This is a genomic window from Massilia cellulosiltytica, assembly GCF_047325105.1.
Classification (GTDB): Bacteria; Pseudomonadota; Gammaproteobacteria; order Burkholderiales; family Burkholderiaceae_D; genus Telluria; species Telluria orientalis.
Genome location: NZ_CP168562.1, coordinates 4,561,645 through 4,578,594, shown reverse-complemented (window position 1 = coordinate 4,578,594; position 16,950 = coordinate 4,561,645). Strand labels below are relative to the sequence as shown.

15 protein-coding genes are annotated in these 16,950 nt (G+C 60.8%); 7 read left to right on the top strand and 8 right to left on the bottom strand.

Translation table 11 applies throughout. The annotated features are described in order from the left end of the window. The first annotated feature begins 20 nt into the window (after nt 1-20). The 3 genes from ACEN9H_RS19910 to ACEN9H_RS19900 are packed head-to-tail and all read left to right on the top strand — an operon-like array spanning nt 21 to nt 4,968. Nucleotides 21-2,303, top strand: a complete 2,283-nt coding sequence (locus tag ACEN9H_RS19910; protein ID WP_413671812.1) for a polysaccharide biosynthesis tyrosine autokinase — start codon at nt 21-23, stop codon at nt 2,301-2,303. 58 nt (nt 2,304-2,361) lie between these two features. Continuing rightward, a complete protein-coding gene (locus ACEN9H_RS19905) occupies nt 2,362-3,705 on the top strand; it encodes a lipopolysaccharide biosynthesis protein (RefSeq protein WP_413671811.1) in 1,344 nt (447 codons plus the stop codon). Next, nucleotides 3,706-4,968 (top strand): glycosyltransferase, encoded by a 1,263-nt coding sequence (locus tag ACEN9H_RS19900; RefSeq protein ID WP_413671810.1) that lies wholly within the window; start codon nt 3,706-3,708, stop codon nt 4,966-4,968. Nucleotides 4,969-4,995: 27 nt separating this feature from the next. Here the strand turns inward: ACEN9H_RS19900 and ACEN9H_RS19895 are convergent, their stop codons facing one another. Next, the gene (locus ACEN9H_RS19895) at nt 4,996-6,195 is read right to left on the bottom strand and encodes an acyltransferase family protein (protein WP_413671809.1); all 1,200 of its coding nucleotides are present in this window, start codon (nt 6,193-6,195) and stop codon (nt 4,996-4,998) included. A gap of 276 nt (nt 6,196-6,471) precedes the next feature. Here ACEN9H_RS19895 and ACEN9H_RS19890 point away from each other — a divergent pair, with 276 nt between their 5' ends. From ACEN9H_RS19890 to ACEN9H_RS19875, 4 genes are read left to right on the top strand one after another with little or no spacing between them, the layout of a single operon-like run. After that, the gene (locus ACEN9H_RS19890) at nt 6,472-7,704 is read left to right on the top strand and encodes a glycosyltransferase family 4 protein (RefSeq protein WP_413671808.1); all 1,233 of its coding nucleotides are present in this window, start codon (nt 6,472-6,474) and stop codon (nt 7,702-7,704) included. Between the two features lie 39 nt (nt 7,705-7,743). Next, complete coding sequence (locus ACEN9H_RS19885; protein ID WP_413671807.1) at nt 7,744-8,340, top strand: sugar transferase; 597 nt, start codon at nt 7,744-7,746, stop codon at nt 8,338-8,340. Nucleotides 8,341-8,344: 4 nt separating this feature from the next. Then, nucleotides 8,345-9,538: a DegT/DnrJ/EryC1/StrS family aminotransferase gene (locus ACEN9H_RS19880; protein ID WP_413671806.1), complete on the top strand. Its 1,194-nt coding sequence runs from the start codon at nt 8,345-8,347 to the stop codon at nt 9,536-9,538. A gap of 8 nt (nt 9,539-9,546) precedes the next feature. Next, nucleotides 9,547-10,209, top strand: coding sequence for a membrane-associated phospholipid phosphatase (locus ACEN9H_RS19875; protein WP_413671805.1), 663 nt, complete (start codon nt 9,547-9,549; stop codon nt 10,207-10,209). Here the strand turns inward: ACEN9H_RS19875 and ACEN9H_RS19870 are convergent. From ACEN9H_RS19870 to ACEN9H_RS19840, 7 genes are read right to left on the bottom strand one after another with little or no spacing between them, the layout of a single operon-like run. Then, nucleotides 10,206-11,366: a right-handed parallel beta-helix repeat-containing protein gene (locus ACEN9H_RS19870; protein WP_413671804.1), complete on the bottom strand. Its 1,161-nt coding sequence runs from the start codon at nt 11,364-11,366 to the stop codon at nt 10,206-10,208. The two genes, ACEN9H_RS19875 and ACEN9H_RS19870, sit on opposite strands and share 4 nt — an antisense overlap. Nucleotides 11,367-11,416: 50 nt before the next feature. Continuing rightward, nucleotides 11,417-12,532, bottom strand: a complete 1,116-nt coding sequence (gene wecB / locus ACEN9H_RS19865; RefSeq protein WP_413671803.1) for a non-hydrolyzing UDP-N-acetylglucosamine 2-epimerase — start codon at nt 12,530-12,532, stop codon at nt 11,417-11,419. 38 nt (nt 12,533-12,570) lie between these two features. After that, nucleotides 12,571-13,311, bottom strand: coding sequence for a hypothetical protein (locus ACEN9H_RS19860; protein ID WP_413671802.1), 741 nt, complete (start codon nt 13,309-13,311; stop codon nt 12,571-12,573). A gap of 35 nt (nt 13,312-13,346) precedes the next feature. After that, nucleotides 13,347-14,042: a hypothetical protein gene (locus tag ACEN9H_RS19855; RefSeq protein WP_413671801.1), complete on the bottom strand. Its 696-nt coding sequence runs from the start codon at nt 14,040-14,042 to the stop codon at nt 13,347-13,349. Continuing rightward, nucleotides 14,014-15,144: a glycosyltransferase family 4 protein gene (locus ACEN9H_RS19850; protein ID WP_413671800.1), complete on the bottom strand. Its 1,131-nt coding sequence runs from the start codon at nt 15,142-15,144 to the stop codon at nt 14,014-14,016. The genes ACEN9H_RS19855 and ACEN9H_RS19850 overlap by 29 nt, the downstream gene beginning before the upstream one ends. Before the next feature lie 26 nt (nt 15,145-15,170). Then, nucleotides 15,171-16,310 (bottom strand): DegT/DnrJ/EryC1/StrS family aminotransferase, encoded by a 1,140-nt coding sequence (locus tag ACEN9H_RS19845; protein ID WP_413671799.1) that lies wholly within the window; start codon nt 16,308-16,310, stop codon nt 15,171-15,173. Between the two features lie 31 nt (nt 16,311-16,341). Beyond that, nucleotides 16,342-16,950 (bottom strand): acyltransferase, encoded by a 609-nt coding sequence (locus ACEN9H_RS19840; RefSeq protein ID WP_413671798.1) that lies wholly within the window; start codon nt 16,948-16,950, stop codon nt 16,342-16,344.

Sequence of the window (16,950 nt, the reverse complement as noted above, 5' to 3'; positions counted from 1 at the left end):
AACCCTGCAGGAGCATGACCATGAGCACCCTCGGCGAGTCGCATTCCCTGACACCTGTGGTCCATACGCCGCCTATCGTCAGCGTCCCCTTCGATCCGCGCGCAACCGCGGGTGGGGCAGACGACCCGCCTTTCGACCTCAAGAGCCACCTGCACACACTCTATGACAGCCGCTGGCTGATCGGCGGAATCACCGCCCTCATCACCCTGGCAGCCGTACTGTACGCGCTGCTTGCGATGCCGGTGTTCGAAGCGGACCTGCTGATCCACGTCGAGGAGGAAAGCCCGAACGCCACGAAGAACATCCTGAGCGAAGCGTCGTCGTTGTTCGAGACCAAGAAGGCAGCCATCGCCGAGATGGAGTTGCTGCGCTCGCGCATGGTCGTATCGCGCGCGATCGACAACCTGCAGCTGTACATCGACACGCAGCCGAAGTATTTCCCGGTCGCCGGATTCTGGTTCGCCAACCAGAACAGCGGCGCGCTGTCCGAACCGGGACTGTTCGGCTACGGCGGCTATGTCTGGGGTGGCGAAAAGGCCGAAGTTTCGGTGTTCGAGGTGCCTGAGACCTGGCTGGGCCGCGAGTTCGCACTGACGTCATTGGGGAGCGGGCGCTTCCGTTTTTCCGGCGGCGGGCAGCGCACCGTTTTCGACGGCATCGTCGGCCAGCGCTACCGCGTGCCGACGCCGGAAGGGACCATTGAGCTGAAGGTCGATCGGATTCAGGCGAAGGCCGGCGCGCGTTTCCGCCTGCGCCGCATCTCGAGGGTGGCCATGATCCAGGCGATCCAGAGCGCCCTCGTGATCTCGGAGCAGGGCAAGCAGTCCGGCGTGATCGAGGTCAAGCTGCAGGGTGAGAATGCCCAGCGCACCTACGCGGTCCTGCGCGAGATCGGCCGCGAGTACATGCGCCAGAATCTGGCGCGCAAGACCGAGGAAGCGGAAAAGTCGCTGGCCTTCCTGAACCAGCAACTGCCGATCCTCAAGCGCCAGCTCGAGCAGGCTGAAGACCGCTACAACCAGTTCCGCAACACCCACGGCACCGTGGACCTGCAGGAAGAGGCCAAGGAAATGCTCGCGCAGGCGGCAGCGACGCGCACCCGCAGCCTCGACCTGATCCAGAAAAAAACCGAATTGCTGGGACGCTTCACGGAAGACCATCCGATCATCGCGACCATCAATCGCCAGCGCAAGGAAGCCCAGGCGGAAATCGATGCAGTCAACGCGCGCATCAAGGCCTTGCCGGCACTGGAGCAGGAAGAAGCTCGGCTGACCCGGGAGATCAAGGTCAGCACGGACCTGTACACGGCACTGTCGAACACGGCCCAGCAGTTGCGGCTGATTTCGGTGGGCCGGGTAAGCAACGTGCGCATGGTCGATGAGCCGGTGCCGCCCGAAAAGCCGCTCAAGCCGAACCGGCCCCTGATCGTCGCGCTCGCGGTGGTCACTGGGCTCTTGCTCGGCACAATGATCGCGTTTGCACGCAATGCGATGAAGGGCGGCATCGACGATCCGCAGAAGATCGAGCGCTTGCTGCATGCCCGCGTGGTCTACGCCACGATCCCGCACAGCAGCAACCAGGACAAGCTGATGCACAAGGCGCGGGGCGGCATGGAGCCCTTGCCTCTGCTGGCCCGTGTCATTCCCGGGGACGCCGCCGTGGAAAGCCTGCGGAGCTTCCGGGCTGCCCTGCAGTTCGCGATGCCCCACTTCAGGAACAACATCGTCATGTTCGCCGGGCCGACCCACGGCCTCGGCAGGTCCTTCGTGCTGGCGAACTTCGCAGCCGTGATGGCGGCCAGCGGCAAGCGGGTGTTGCTGATCGATGCGGACTTCCGCAGCGGCCACCTGCACCGTTACTTCGGCGTCAGCCGCGACCAGGGATTGTCCAAGGCCATCAATGGATCGATGCGGATCGAAGACGTCGTGCACCACGAGATCTTCGAGAATCTCGACTTCATCCCGACGGGCCCGTTGCCGCCGAACCGCTCGGACTTTTTGCTGCACGCGAATTTCAGCACGCTACTCGAAGCCGCCGGCGCCAACTACGACCTGGTGCTGATCGACACGCCGCCGATCCTGCTGGCATCCGACGCCCTCATCATCGGCAATCTCGCCGGTGCCATATTCCTCCTCGCGCGCGCGCGCGTCACGACCGACGCCGAGATCACGGAATCGATCAAGCGTCTGAACCATGCAGGCCTTTCGCCGCGCGGGGTGCTGTTCAACGACATGGCCTTGCGAATTGGCTCCGGTCGTACGCGATACATCGACGATGCGGCGCAGCTGGGCTACTCGGCCTAGCGCTTCGCGGCGCGAACCTTCAGCTGGCAGGACCAGAACCCCAACCCGCAGGCCAACGATGAAGACAATGATGCGAAGCCTGTTTGCAGCGTTCTCATTGGGGCGATCCCCGGGTTCGCACTTGAACCTGTCTGCCACCATTGGCGCGACCGTGGCCCGCCAGATCCTGTCAGGTTCCTTGTACTTTGCCGGGATGTGCATCACCGCGCGGCTGCTCGGGCCGGCGGGTAACGGGGTGCTGGCCACGGCAATGTTGCTGCCCCAGGCGCTGTACGCATTTCTCAACCTCGGCATGGGCGCGAGCCACGTGTACCACCTGAGCTCCGGTTCCGGCAATCCACGGCAGATGCGCGCCGCGAACTGGATTCTTGCAGCCCTGCTATGGGTGGTCGTCGCGCTGATATTGGCCGCCGGCAGCGAGCAACGCATCGCCCGTTTCCTTCCAGGCATACACAAAGGCCTGGCCTTGTATGCCAGTCTCCTGTTCCCGCTGCTGCTGCTGGCAGGATGGTCGTCGTCGATGATCCGGGGCCAGCGTGACTATCGCACCTACAACAGAACACTGTTGATCCACCCGTTCATTTTTTTCGCCATGGTTGTCTTATTGGGCCTGACCGGCAGCGTCAGCGTGGCGGCCGTGGTGACGTGCCACCTCATCGGCCAACTGTCGCTCTGGCTGATGAGCGAATCGCGGCTCGGGAAGATCGCGCCTGGCGCCACCGGCCAGTACCGATTGCGCGATGCGGTTGCGTTCGGGCTGCGCGCTCACGTCAGCAATGTCATCACCTTTCTTAACTACAGGCTCGCGTTGTATCTCGTCAGCTTCATGTTGGGCGCCACCGCGACTGGATTCTACGCACTGGCCGTACAGCTGGCGGAGATGCTGTGGCTGTTCTCGGGCGCCGCGTCGTCGATCGTGTACCCGGAGTCGGCCGCCAACAGCAGGTCGCCGGAGGCGCTGGAAGCCATGGTGGCGAAAGTGGCGAGACTGGTGGTGCAGGTGACGTTGACTGGCGCGCTGGCCGCTGCCGCCATCTCGTCGTTCGCAATCCCGCTCGCGTTCGGCAAGGATTTCCGGGGCAGTGTCGCACCGTTCATCATTCTGCTGCCGGGGATCGTCACCTGGAGCTATATGAGCATCATATCGAATGCCCTTGCCGGGATGGGATTTCAAAGAGTGAATATCCAAGGCGCTATCTTGTGCCTGGTGATCAATGCCATCTGCGGCGTCCTCGCCATTCCAGTCATGGGAACGAGCGGTGCGGCACTCGCGTCGACGGTCGCGTTTTCGATCACTGCCCTGTATACCGTGGTCATGTACAGGAAGATCATGGCCGCGAAGCGGGCAGAGGCGAGTGGCGCGCGCACCGATGTCGAGACCTTTGTCGAGGGAGACGAGTGAATGAAACAGGAACGCATACTGGTGGTGACCACCTCTTACCCTTACGGCCGGAACGAAGCCTTCATCAAGGCCGAACTGGAATATCTTGCCCAGTGTTTCGCGCATGTCGAACTCGTGCCGGGTTTCTACCCGCGAGACGCCACGCCGCGCCCGACCTCGCTACCGGTCAACCTCGATTACGCGAATGCGCGCTGGGGCGTGCAGCGACGCTTCATCGTGGTCGGTTCATTCCTGGGAGGGCTGTGGCGCTACGCGTGGCTCGACGATGCGCGGCGTGTCATGCGCGGCGCGCACCGCTGGGAGAACGTGAAGGAATTGGCGCGCGCCCTGTACCGCGCCCGCCTGTTCGAGCGCTTTCTGGTCGAGCAGGTTCGGTACGCGAACAAGAAAATCGACATCGTTTATTTTTACTGGATGTTCCCGGAAATCGCGGGAGCGATCCGTTTCCGGAATGTGTACCAGCCCTCGCTCAAGGTGGTGTCGCGAGCCCATCGCGGCGACTTGTACGAGGACAAGCGCAGCGGTGGCTATGCAGGTTTGCGGCAGGGGGTACTGGCCGGGATCGACGCTGTCTTCAGCATTTCCGAGCACGGCCGGGCCTACGTGGCGCGCGCGCATCCGGCGGCGGCTCGCAAGTGCTTCACTGCGCGCCTCGGCGTGGATGACCCCGGGTTCAAGAACGCGCAGCCGCATGAGGAAGCGCTCTTCGTCGTCTCGTGTTCCTTCGTCGTCGAGGAGAAGCGCCTGCATCTCATCGTCGATGCGATTGCGCACCTGCTGGAGGCAGCACCATCGCTCAGTGTCCGGTGGACCCATATCGGGGACGGCGGGCTGTTCGAGGAGTTACAGGCATACGCCCAGTCGAAGCTGGGAGGAAGGCGAGCCGAGGTCGTGTTTACGGGCTACCTTGCGCAGGAAGACGTGATGAAGCTGTACCGGGAGCAAACCTTTGATGTGTTCATCAACGTCAGTTCGAGCGAAGGGATCCCTGTCAGTCTCATGGAGGCGAGTTCGGTCGGCATTCCGATGGTGGCAACCGACGTCGGCGGCAACAGCGAAATCGTCAATGAAAGGAATGGCATCCTGATCCCGGCAGATCCGGACGTCGCGACCATCGCCAGTGCGCTTGCGCGCTTCCGCGACAGGGCGTCGGCTGTGGCATACCGGACGCGTGCGCGCGCCGATTGGCAGGAAAAATATAGCGCCGCCCACAATTACCCGCAGTTCGGCCAATCCCTGGTCGACATCGCATCCCGTCCCTGAATGCGCGCGCCGCGCCGTCCGCGGGCTTCAATCGGCGCGAAAGGTCGGGGCGACGGGCGTGCGTGCAGGGCGCTGCAGCAGCATGCGCTTGAGCAGCCGCCGAATCTGGTAAGTGTGCGATTCGAACAGCCGGTATGACAAATAGGCACCCACAAGCAATGTGGCGAGCATGGCCAGATAGAGCGCGAAGTGCAGCGGCTCGTGCGGCGACAGCTCGCGTAGCCCCCAGCGCTTCAATGTCCAATGCTGCAGCAGGCCGATCAGCGGCACGTGCAGGACATAGAGGCTGAAGGAGAATTCCGCGAAAAAGCTGCCGATCCTGGTCAGGCGGGACCGCAGCCTGGACGTTGCGGCGGCCTTGAATTGCAGGCTCGACAAAAGCACCAGGAACACCAGGCTGCACCCGAGGTCCGGCAGCAGGTTGGCAAGGGTGAACGCGTTCATGTCGCCGGTCAGCCGATAATACGCCCACAGCGCGGCGACCAGTATCAGCCAGCCCGTACGCTGCCCGGTGCTGCACTCGATCCTGATCCGCGAGAACGCCACGCCCAGCAACCAGATCACGAAGTAGCCGACGATCGCGGCAGGCAACAGGGCTGCCAGCACGAGAAGCGTGGCACCGCACGCTACGCGCAGGGCGCGGCCGCGCGCGCGCAACAGCACGACCAAGAGCGGAAACAGGATGTAATACCAGGTCTCGTTGGCGAGGCTCCAGAGTGGGAAGTTGCCGCCGAACGCAGGCACGGCGATGGTCTGCAGGCCGACCAGGTTGGCGCCGAACACCACGGCGGAGTAATCGTTGGCAAGATGAAAATCGACGTCTTGCGCATCCACGATCCCGGTGGCGAAGCCGAACAGCAGTGTCAGCACGAAGGTCGGCATCAGCACCGTCCACAGACGCGTTACACGGTCGATCGCATAGCTGGCTATCGCATCGGGCTGCCGGATCTTGTCGAGCAGGCTGCCCCCCACCAGCCAGCCACTGATGACGAAAAACACCAGTACCGCGTGGTGCGCAAACCCGGTAGCGAATGTGAATCCTTTGAACCAGATCGATGGATCCACGACCGTACGCATGCCCGGGTACACGTCCGCGCGCAGGTGCGCGGCGGCAACCTCGATAGCCGCCAGCCCGCGCAATAGCGAAATCACGACCGAATGCCAGCAGTCGTCGCCGGCCTGACTGTGTGCCTGGAATGTGATTCTCGGCATTTTATTGATTGCCATGATTCATTTCCTTTTGGGAGCTATGCGACTGGTTCTCTATCGGACGATATCGATGCCGGCAATTGGCGTTATTGATGCTGCATAAAGCTAAATCACATCAAAACACGAGAAAATACTCGGGCCCCAACTTTTTAAGTTCGCTCAATGGAATAGGAGAAAAATTCGATAAATAGTCGGATTAGTTACGATTGATGCTAATCAGTTTGTGCGGTCTTAAAAATATGATAATCGCACCTGTTGTTCGATCGTCTTGCTGGATTACCAGGTGTCGAAACGATGCGCATTCTCTACGTCAATCATTATGCGGGTTCGCCGCACTATGGCATGGAATACCGCCCGTATTACCTGGCACGAGAATGGGTGCGCATGGGGCATGATGTGCAGATTATTGCAGCTTCACAATCTCACATCCGAAGCCGGCAGCCTCGACTCGCGGGCCAGGACGGCCTGAACGAGACCATCGACGGTATTCGATACACATGGCTTGAGACGCCCGCGTATTCCGGTAACGGTATTGGACGGGTGCGCAATATGGCATCCTTCGTCAGCCGTTTGTATTTCGAGAGCAAGCGAATTGCCGCATCGTTCAAGCCGGATGTGGTCATTGCGTCGAGCACCTATCCAATGGACATTTGGCCCGCGCGCCGGATAGCAAAATTGGCCAGTGCGAAACTCATCTTCGAAATACATGACTTATGGCCGCTGACGCCAATGGAACTGGGGCGGATGTCGAAAAGGCATCCCTTCATCATGCTGGTGCAAGCAGCAGAGGACTATGCCTATCGTCATGCGGATACGGTCGTGTCCATGCTTCCGAAAGTGCATGACTACGTGGAATCCCGCGGGGTACCGCGTGACAGATTGCACATCGTCCCGAATGGCGTCGATCCGCGGGAGTGGACGACGGGAGGCGCCGAACTCCAGGCAAGCGTCGAGGTGGTACTTTCCGCTATCAGGGATGCAGGAAACTTCGTGGTTGGCTACGCAGGCACTCATGGCGTATCGAACTCGCTGCACACCTTGCTTGATGCCGCAGCACTTATGCGCGACGACAAAGTGGTTTTTGTGCTGGTCGGAGGCGGTCCGGAAAAAGCGGGCTTGCAGCGCCGGGCGCAGACAGAGCAGTTGCAAAACGTTCGTTTCATCGATCCGATTGCCAAGGAGCAGATTCCAGCACTGCTTCGACGTTTCGACATTGCGTATATCGGCTGGCAACGCCAATCTCTCTACCGCTTCGGTATCGCGCCTAACAAACTGATGGATTACATGATGGCTGCCCGCCCGGTATTGCACGCCGTCGACGCGGGTAACGATCCGGTCGGCGACGCGGGATGCGGTTTGACGGTCGCACCCGAAAATCCGGCAGTCGCGGCGCAAGGCATCCGGAATCTGCTGGCTTTGAGTCCCGGCGAGCGTCAAGCCATGGGGCTGTGCGGCAAGCGGTTTGTCATGGAGAACCATATTTATCCAATCCTGAGCGAACGTTTTCTGGCTGCCTGCAGTGCCTGAAAGGCAGGCCATGCGTATTGCCGATCGATGAGGCGCGGAATGTCAAAAGCCGACATTTTATTTAAAAGAGCATTTGATATCGTTGCATCGCTTGCGGGGGTGCTGTTGCTCGCGCCAGTCATCGTCTTATGTTGGCTTGTGGCGACAATTGATACTCGGAGTAATGGCTTTTTTATACAAAAGCGCATCGGACGCCATGGTCGCGTCATCCGTGTTTGTAAAATCAAGACGATGTATCCGAGCGACACCCAGCGCAGTCCCATCGCGTCCAGAAATCTCGCGTCGATTTCGCAATCCGGCCGGCTTCTCAGGAAATACAAACTCGATGAGTTGCCTCAGCTGTTTAATGTTCTGGCTGGAAGCATGAGCTTTGTCGGCCCCAGGCCGGATGTGCCTGGGTATGCAGACCGTCTGCAGGGTGAGGACCGCATCATTCTCTCATTGCGGCCAGGGATTACCGGCCCGGCATCCATCAAATACAAGGATGAGGAGATCATATTGGCGGCGGTCGATGATCCGGAGACGTATAACGACCGGATCATCTGGCCCGACAAGGTAAGAATAAACCGGGAGTATTTCAATAATTATTCCCTGCTGCGCGATCTTCGCTATATTTTTCACACCATTTTCGGATAAGGTCATGAGTACTTCATGCGCTACCTGGCCAAGCTTCTCAATCGAGGAAGCAACCGCTGTCAGGAATGTCATCCTGTCGAATAAGGTCAATTATTGGACGGGCACGGAATGCCGGGAGTTCGAAAAGGAATTTGCGGCATGGGTCGGGACTCGGTACGCCGTTGCGCTGTCGAACGGTACGCTCGCGCTGGACGTGGCTCTCAAGGCACTCCGCATATCGCCGGGCGACGAAGTGATCGTGACGCCAAGAACCTTCCTGGCTTCCGCGAGTTGCATTGTCAATGCGGGCGCGGTTCCCGTGTTCGCGGATGTCGACCGGGACAGCCAGAATATTACGGCCGAGACCATCCGGGCCGTGCTGACACCACGTACCAGGGCCATCATCTGCGTACACCTGGCGGGCTGGCCATGTGACATGGACCCTATCATGGAGCTTGCCCAGGAACGCGGCATCTACGTGATCGAGGATTGCGCCCAGGCCCACGGCGCGCGCTACAAGGGGCGGATGGTGGGGGGCATCGGACACATCGGCGCCTGGTCGTTCTGCCAGGACAAGATCATGACCACGGGCGGGGAGGGCGGCATGGTGACCACCAATTCCCGCGAATGGTGGACCACCATGTGGTCATACAAGGATCATGGCAAGTCGTGGGAGGCCATGTACGAACGTCAGCATCCCCCTGGCTACCGTTGGGTGCACGAGTCCTTTGGTACCAATTGGCGGATGTTGGAAATCCAGGCCGTTATCGGGCGTATCCAGCTCCAGCACATGCCCATGTGGACGTCCCAGCGGCGGGCGAATGCATCGAGGATCGCTGCTACATGCCGGGAATTCGCCGTATTGCGGGTGCCCGTCATGCCAGCTGACGTGCAGCACGCCTTCTACAAGTTTTACGTGTTCGTGGAGCCCGAGAAATTGGCAGGCGGCTGGACGCGTGACCGGATCATCGAGGAAATCTCTGCAAGAGGTGTCCCGTGCGTGCAAGGCACGTGTTCCGAACTCTATCTGGAGAAGGCTTTCGATAACACAGGCTACCGCCCGACGAACCGGTTGCCGGTCGCGAAGGCGTTGGGCGAGACAAGCCTGATGTTCGTCGTACACCCGTCGCTGAGCGAGCAGGATATGCAGAAGACCTGTCGGGTCATTCGGGAAGTCATGACCATGGCGGAAGGCGCTGCAGAGCCAGCGAGTCCATGATGGCGTGGATGCATGTCATCGATATCGGCCATACGGCGGTGATGGTGCCAACGGCGGGTGCGATCGCTGTCTGGCTCATCTGCGGCCGGGCGTGGAAGCTGGCGTCATGCTGGTGCCTGATCTTTGCCGCCGGCCTGGGGCTGGTGGCCCTGTCCAAGCTTGCCTTCCTCGGGTGGGGGCTGTATGTGCCTTCGCTTGGTTTCAAGGCGCTCAGCGGTCACGCGTGGCGGACAGCGGCAGTACTGCCCGTTCTGTTGTTCGTCCTGCTGCAAGGCGCCCCTGACCGCTGGCGCGAACGCGGATTCGCGGCCGGTGTGGCGCTCAGCATTGGTCTCGGCGCACTGCTCATCCTGTTCAGGTTCCATACGGCTTCGGAGGTTCTGGCGAGCCTGGTGCTCGGCGTCGCTGCCGGCCGTGTGTTTGTACGTCTGTCGGCGACAATGCCGGCGCCCGGTGCAAATCGCCAGACCGTGGCGATGAGTTTGCTTACTTTCTTTTTTATCTGCAGTGTAAAGCCGTCCACGATCAACCACCGGCTGGTCGACGTCGCGCTCTATTTCTCCGGGCGTGACCAGCCTTATCGATGGACCAGCGGTGTAGACGCGTGTGCCGCTCGGCAGCCGCGAGCACTGCAAGGTGCGTCGAAAGTGGGCTTGCACAGTCCCGGTTAATGTCCGGCAGCCCCAATGCTGTATGCCCCGAGCTCTGCTCGCGTTTCGTGGGAAGAAGCGGTGGCGTATTTGCGGATGGCCGGCGAGCTTTTCCGCAAACGATAATCGCCGGTGCCGTCAGCCTGATAATTCACGAATTCGGGATCAGCTGAGATGGTGCCGCTGATGTGGCCGGCCGCACGCACACTGGTTCCGCTCAAGTACACCAGGTTATCGATGTAGCGGTTGTTGGCGCCGACCTTGCCGACTTCGATAATGCCGTAGGTGATGTTGTCGTAGACGATGTTGTTTGCGACGTAATTGTTTTCTGAACCGTTCGGCAAGGTGCCGGCGTCGCCACCGCCGATGAGTATGCCGATTTTGCAGCCGAAGACCGTGTTGTGCACAATGGTTGAATCCGTGGCGCCATGCCACTGTTGAATACCTGCCAGCGCAACGCCGGACACGATGTTGTCGACGACCGTATTCTTCGGGTTGGCGATGTAGATTCCCTGCACCGTGTTGCACTTGCCAATCATCGAATGGCCGATATTCCTGACCACGTTCCCTTTGATCAGTACGTTGCCATCACCGCCGTTGGTATCGATCGCGGCGCCGCCATTACCGGTGCACCCGCCGCTGACCGTCAGCTCGTGAATGAAGTTATTCGCGATCGTGAGATTCGTGCCGTCTGCCAGAATGCCGTGCCGCCCGGTGCCGCTGATGTCGAAACCTTCGATATCGACATGGCTTCCTTTTGAATGCCAGGCGATGCCGGTTCCCGACACGATGATTTTTGCGCCCCATTTGACGTCTGATATGAATTTGAGCCGAGCGGAGGAGGTGCCGCTGCGCAGCGTGCTGATGCCGGCGCTGTCCGCGCGTGGCGCGGAGACCCTGTACTCGCCGGGCGCCACATGGATCGTGTAGCCCGGAGCAGCGGCGGCATCGGCACGTCCGATCGTCAGGAAGGGCGCGTCTTTCGTTCCAGGGTTCGAGTCGGCGCCATGGGGGGCCACGTACAGCTGTCTGGTGTCGGCACAGGAAGCGAGCAGGGCAGCGAAGCTGATGAGTGAAACCACGCGCGCAGCCACTTGAAGCTGCAGGACGCCGCCGGCCCGGGCTCCGTGACGGTTCGGCACATGGCTTGGCTTTTCGTGGGGTGTCGACTTTCTCATGCGTACCTCCGTGGTGTCCGCCGACGGCGCGCTGGCACAGCGTCGGTGGTTCAGGCAAGCTCGTCCGATAGACGTTTCACGATCCGGGTCGCCGCGTCCCCCACGCCATAAGGCGCAATGTCTTTGCCGGTAAGTCCAAGTCCAAGGCTGGCTTGCAGGGAATGCAGCACGGAAGCGGCATCGACTGGTGGCGTCAGCCGGTTCCATCCGGCATCCACCAACTCCGTCCACTCGGTCTCATCCCGTAAGGTCACGCAGGGAACACCATAGAAGAAGGCTTCCTTTTGGACGCCACCGGAATCGGTAGCAATGATCGCAGCGTATTTCTCCAGCTGCACCATTGGCAGATAGCCCAGTGGATCCAGCACGACCACTGCGTTTTGCAAGGCCTTCAATTTGCCCTGTTTCGCGAGAGTGCTGCGCGTACGGGGGTGCAGGGGCAGTACGACGTCGATATCGCTGGCGAAACGCGAAAGGGCTTCGACTATCGTTGTCAGCCTGGCGGGATCGTCGGTGTTCTCTGCCCGGTGTATGGTGGCCAGGCAATACTCGCCTGCCCGGACACCGTGCTCATCCCGCAGCCGCCCCAGTACACCCCCGTCGGGCGTGACCCGTGCGCCATGCCGAAGCGCGACATCGAGCATGACGTCGCCGACTTGATGAATACGATCGGCACTGGCGCCTTCGCTCAGTAAATGCACGCCCGCCTCATGGTTCGGCGTGAAGAGCCAGCGCGAGACCCGGTCCGTAAGGATGCGGTTGACCTCCTCCGGAGATCTCATGTTGAATGAACGCAAACCTGCTTCGACATGCGCGACCGGGATATGTAGCTTGACCGCCGCCAATGATGCTGCAAGTGTGGAATTGGTATCGCCATATACCAGGACGGCATCAGGCTTCTCTAGCAACAATATATTCTCAATGTCGATCAACATGCGTCCAGTCATGTCGCCATGGGTGCCGCCATGGATCCCGCACTGATAAGCGGGCGGCTTCATGCCCAGCTCGGCGAAAAATACATCCGACATGTTGGCGTCGAAGTGCTGGCCGGTGTGCACGACGGTCTCGCAAAGCTGGCCGGATTCGGCAAGGACGGCCGAGACCGCACTCGCCTTGATGAATTGGGGGCGAGCGCCGAGCACTGTGACGATTTTCTTTGTATTCATGAGCTTTCTTTGCTTACCGGTTGAATGCGGGGTGCCGCTTACCACGTCACAGCTTCATAAAAGCGGAAAAGATTGTCCTTGGTGTTTTCCTTCCAGTTCGTTTCGAATTGCCGTGGGTGGGTTACGAGGCAGAGGCTGCGGTGTGCGGAGACGACGTTCAGGGGCGAGGTCGGCCAGTAATATTGTGGAGGCGGACGGTCCACGATATACATGTCGATATGGTCGAGCAGGCTGCGGTCGTAGGCCTCGCACTCGATGCCACATTCTTCGCGCAGTTGCTGGTCCGCGAGGATTTCCGTATTGTTCACCTTCAGGCGGCGGTTCGCGAAGTCACCATGGCCGGCAACGGTGCGGAGTTTTTTTCCAAGCTGCTGTTCGAACCACTGGAAGTTCTTGCGGAAGACATTCCTGATTTCCGGGAGTCGATCCCGCACGAGGGCAGGATCCTTGATCTTGTTCTTCTTGGCGAAAGAGGCCACTTCTTCGTAGTGGTAGCTGGCCTCGCTGCCGTAATCTTCGATTTCACGCATCAGGCCAAAGTCAAGCGTGGACAGTCTGAAGTAATAGCTCGCCTTGACGCCATACTTCTTTTCCACCTCAAATAATTTCCTGGTCGTGCGCAGGTCCGTATCGATGTCATGCCGATGCACGATGAATGTCGACGCCGCTGAAACGCCGGCCCGCGTACGGTCGAGGAAATCGCGGATCGAGGTCTGGAGGTAGCCGGCATCCCTGGCGGCACAAATCAGCTTTTCGTGCGTACGCAGGCGCGACGGCATCCCGTAATCGCTATAGATACGCCTTAGTAATGGAGTCATTGGAGTGAATATTTTGCGCGATAGGGTTCGAAACCGAGCATCGTCTTGAAGGTCCTGAGCCCGGGACTGGCACCGAAGAACGTGTCATACATGAGGTAGCCGTAGACGTGGCTTTCGATCATCCGGCAGATAATTTCCGTTACCATCAGGTGCATTGCGCCGTCGTTGTTGCGCAGGCCGAGCAGGCGGTCGAAGGCGACAAAATTGCCGAAAAAACCAATGTCACTGTAGGCTGTCAATTTCCCGGCGGAGTTCAACACACCGAAATATTTGTAGTTCTTCTCTGGGCTGAAGTGCGTCTGTTTTTGCCGGTATGCGTCGGCCATCGGCCGGCCCTGGCGTTGATCGAGCGAGGTGTTGATTTCATGGATGTCCTCGACGAACGCGTTCCTGTCGATCTCGACGACCGAGTAACCACGTGACCTGGCTTTCCTGGCGTAGGATCCCGCCGAGTTACGCCCTTTCATATTCGCCATATACTCGTCGGGGTCCGCAAAGCGCTTCAGGTCGACGAGTGCCGCACCTAACGATTTATTCTGGAAGATCTTGTACCTCGGGTGAGGCTTGGTGAAATGGGCGTGCATGCGCCGTACGCTATCCGGGTTCAGATCCAGGCGGAATTCGAGGCGTGCGACCGGAAGCTTGCTGATGTCGAGGGCCAGGTTAAACAGCTGCGACAGCTTGCTTGTCATGGGATATCGCTCCGTAGAAGTCGGTCAGCCTGTTTGCCTCGACAGTCCAGTTGTACTTTTCCAGCACGGCCCGGCGGCCGTTTTCGCCCATCGCCCTCGCGGCCTGCGGATGGGTCACGACGTAATCTATCGCGGCTGCGATCGCTTCGGGATCGAGTGGGTCGACGCAGATCCCGCATCGATTGCCTTCGATGATGTCGCGCCAGAGCGGGAAATTCGAGGCGATTACGGGAATACCGGACGACATGTACTCGAACATCTTGGTCGGGTGGGAATCCAGGTGGTTCGGCAGCGGATGGAACGTCACGATGCCTGCGATCGAACGTTTCAACACCTCACGCACGCCGTGGCGGTCGAGGAACCCATGGGCATTCACGCGACGCCATCCAGGGTTCGCCTTCACTTCCGCCTCGACGGAGGGTTCGGAAAATGTCCCCACCAGGTTCACCCGCGCCGCCGAGGCCAGCAATTCGCCCGCCTGGACCAGCTCGCGGATGCCGCGAATACTGCCGATACCGCCGACATAGCAGACCTCGGCCTCCTTGTTTTCCCAGGGGCCGTCACCGTCGAGTTCCCCCTCCATGGGGAAATTGTTCACGTCGACAGTAAGAGGATGAATCTTGAGAAAATTTTCTCTAATAAAAGGAGTTGCCGTGATGATCCCGTCGAAGCGCGAGCAGGCGTGACGCTCCACGGCCAGATAGGCAGAGGACAGCAGTCTGCGCGACAGCGGTCCCAGGTAGGGCTTGCCCAGCAGTTGGCGTGCAACATCTTCATGCGAATCGAAGATCACTTTCTTGCCGTGCCGCTTGAGCCGCAATCCCACGGGGAACAGCTCGGGATCGTGCAGGTGATAGATATCGGCATCGAGCGCAATTGCCTTGTCGCCGACGCGGCGGGTGGTCCGCAGGATGCGCTTGACGCGGCCACCCGGGAGGCCGACGTCGGCGATCGCTACCCCATCCCGCTGGTCGTCGCCCAGACCGTCGGCAACGACCAGCGTCACGTCATACCCGTGTGCGACCAGGGTCCGACACTGCTTGATGAAGATGCGCGTGTCGTTGCGAGGATGGGCCGACGTGAGATGAACGACCTTGCACATGGTGAGGCATCCTTTGCTGAACGGCCTTACTCCGGCAATGCCACGGGTTCCACGCTGCTGCGCCGGCTGATGTCGGCCGCGTCCAGCAATACCGTTGCAACGTGTTGCGCACTCGCCGTCGACAGGTATGGGCCCATTGGCAGGCTCATCACTTTTCCGGCCATCTCGACGGCAACGGGGCAAGCATCCGCCGCACCCGGCGATGCATAGGCAGGCTGGAGGTGGATGGGGACGGGATAATGGATGGCGGTCGGAATTCCGGCCCGATGCAGCGCCGCCTGCAGCGCATCGCGCTGTTCCACGACCACCGTGTACTGGGCGTAGACGCTGGTCCGGTCGTCCCGCCGGCCGACCGGACGAACCCCCATGTCCTTGCCGAGCAACAGCGCATCGTAGGCGGAGGCGGCGCGCTGGCGCTGCTGCAGTTCCCAATCGAACAGGTCCAGCTTGGCCAGCACGATCGCGCACTGCAGGGTATCCATGCGGCCGCCGACGCCGATGCGGGTGTGCACGTAGCGCTTCGACTGGCCGTGCACGCGGATCTCACGCATGGCCTTGGCCAGCTCGTCGTCACTGGTGAACAGGGCGCCCCCGTCGCCATAGCAGCCGAGCGGTTTGCTGGGAAAGAAGCTGGTGCAGCCGATGCCGGAAAGGTTGCAACTCTGCCTGCCGCGGTAGGTGGCGCCGAAGCTCTGGGCGGCATCCTCGATGACGGCAAGGCCGTGGCGCTCGGCAATCCCGTTGATCTCGTCCATGTCGGCCGGCTGCCCGTACAGCGACACGGGGATGATTGCCCGGGTGCGCGCCGTGATCTTCTCTTCGATCAGCGCGGGGGCGAGATTGCAGGTGACCGGATCGATGTCCACGAACACCGGGGTCGCGCCGAGCAGCACGATGGCCTCGGCGGTGGCAATGAACGTGAACGGGGTCGTGATCACTTCGTCGCCGCGGCCCACGCCGAGCGCCATCAGCGCAATCAGCAGCGCTTCGGTACCCGAGGCCACGGTGATGCAATGGCGGGCGCCCGCAAACTGGGCCAGGCGAGCCTCGAGTTCGCCTACTTCGGGGCCCATGATGTACTGGCCATGGTCGAGGACGGCCTGGATGCGGCCGTTGATCAGGTCGCGCGATGCCTGGTATTGGGACTTGAGGTCGATGAATTCCATGGTAGTCGGTCCGTTCGCGAGTCGGGGCGGTTCAGAGTCGGGAGGGGGCGGAAACGAGGCTGCAGACGCCGTCGACGAGGACGTACGATTCGCCGGTGTGCGGGCAGACCGCCTCGCCGTTGCCGGCCGTCGGCAGCGGCAGGCGTTCGCCGAAACGGCTGATCCAGCCGACCTGGCGCGCCGGCACCCCGGCCATCAAGGCGAAGTCGGGCACGTCGTGCTTGACCACGGCGCCGGCGCCGATGAAGGCGTAGGCGCCGATCGTCGCGCCGCAGACGATGGTGGCGTTGGCGCCGATGCTGGCGCCGCGCCTGACCAGCGTGCGCCGGTAATGATCCTTGCGGACGATGCCGGAACGCGGGTTGTAGACGTTCGTGAACACCATGCTGGGGCCGCAGAACACCTCGTCCTCGAGCGTCACGGCGTCGTAGACGGAGACGTTGTTCTGGATCTTGACGCGGTCGCCGATGACGACGTCATTGCCCACGAAGACGTTCTGGCCGAGCGAGCAGCCGGCACCGATGCGGGCGCCGCCGCAGACATGCGAGAAGTGCCAGACCCGGGTGCCGGGCCCGAGCACGGCGCCATCGTCGACGATCGCGCTCGGGTGGATGTCCCTGCTGTCGATGGGAGCGTTCAT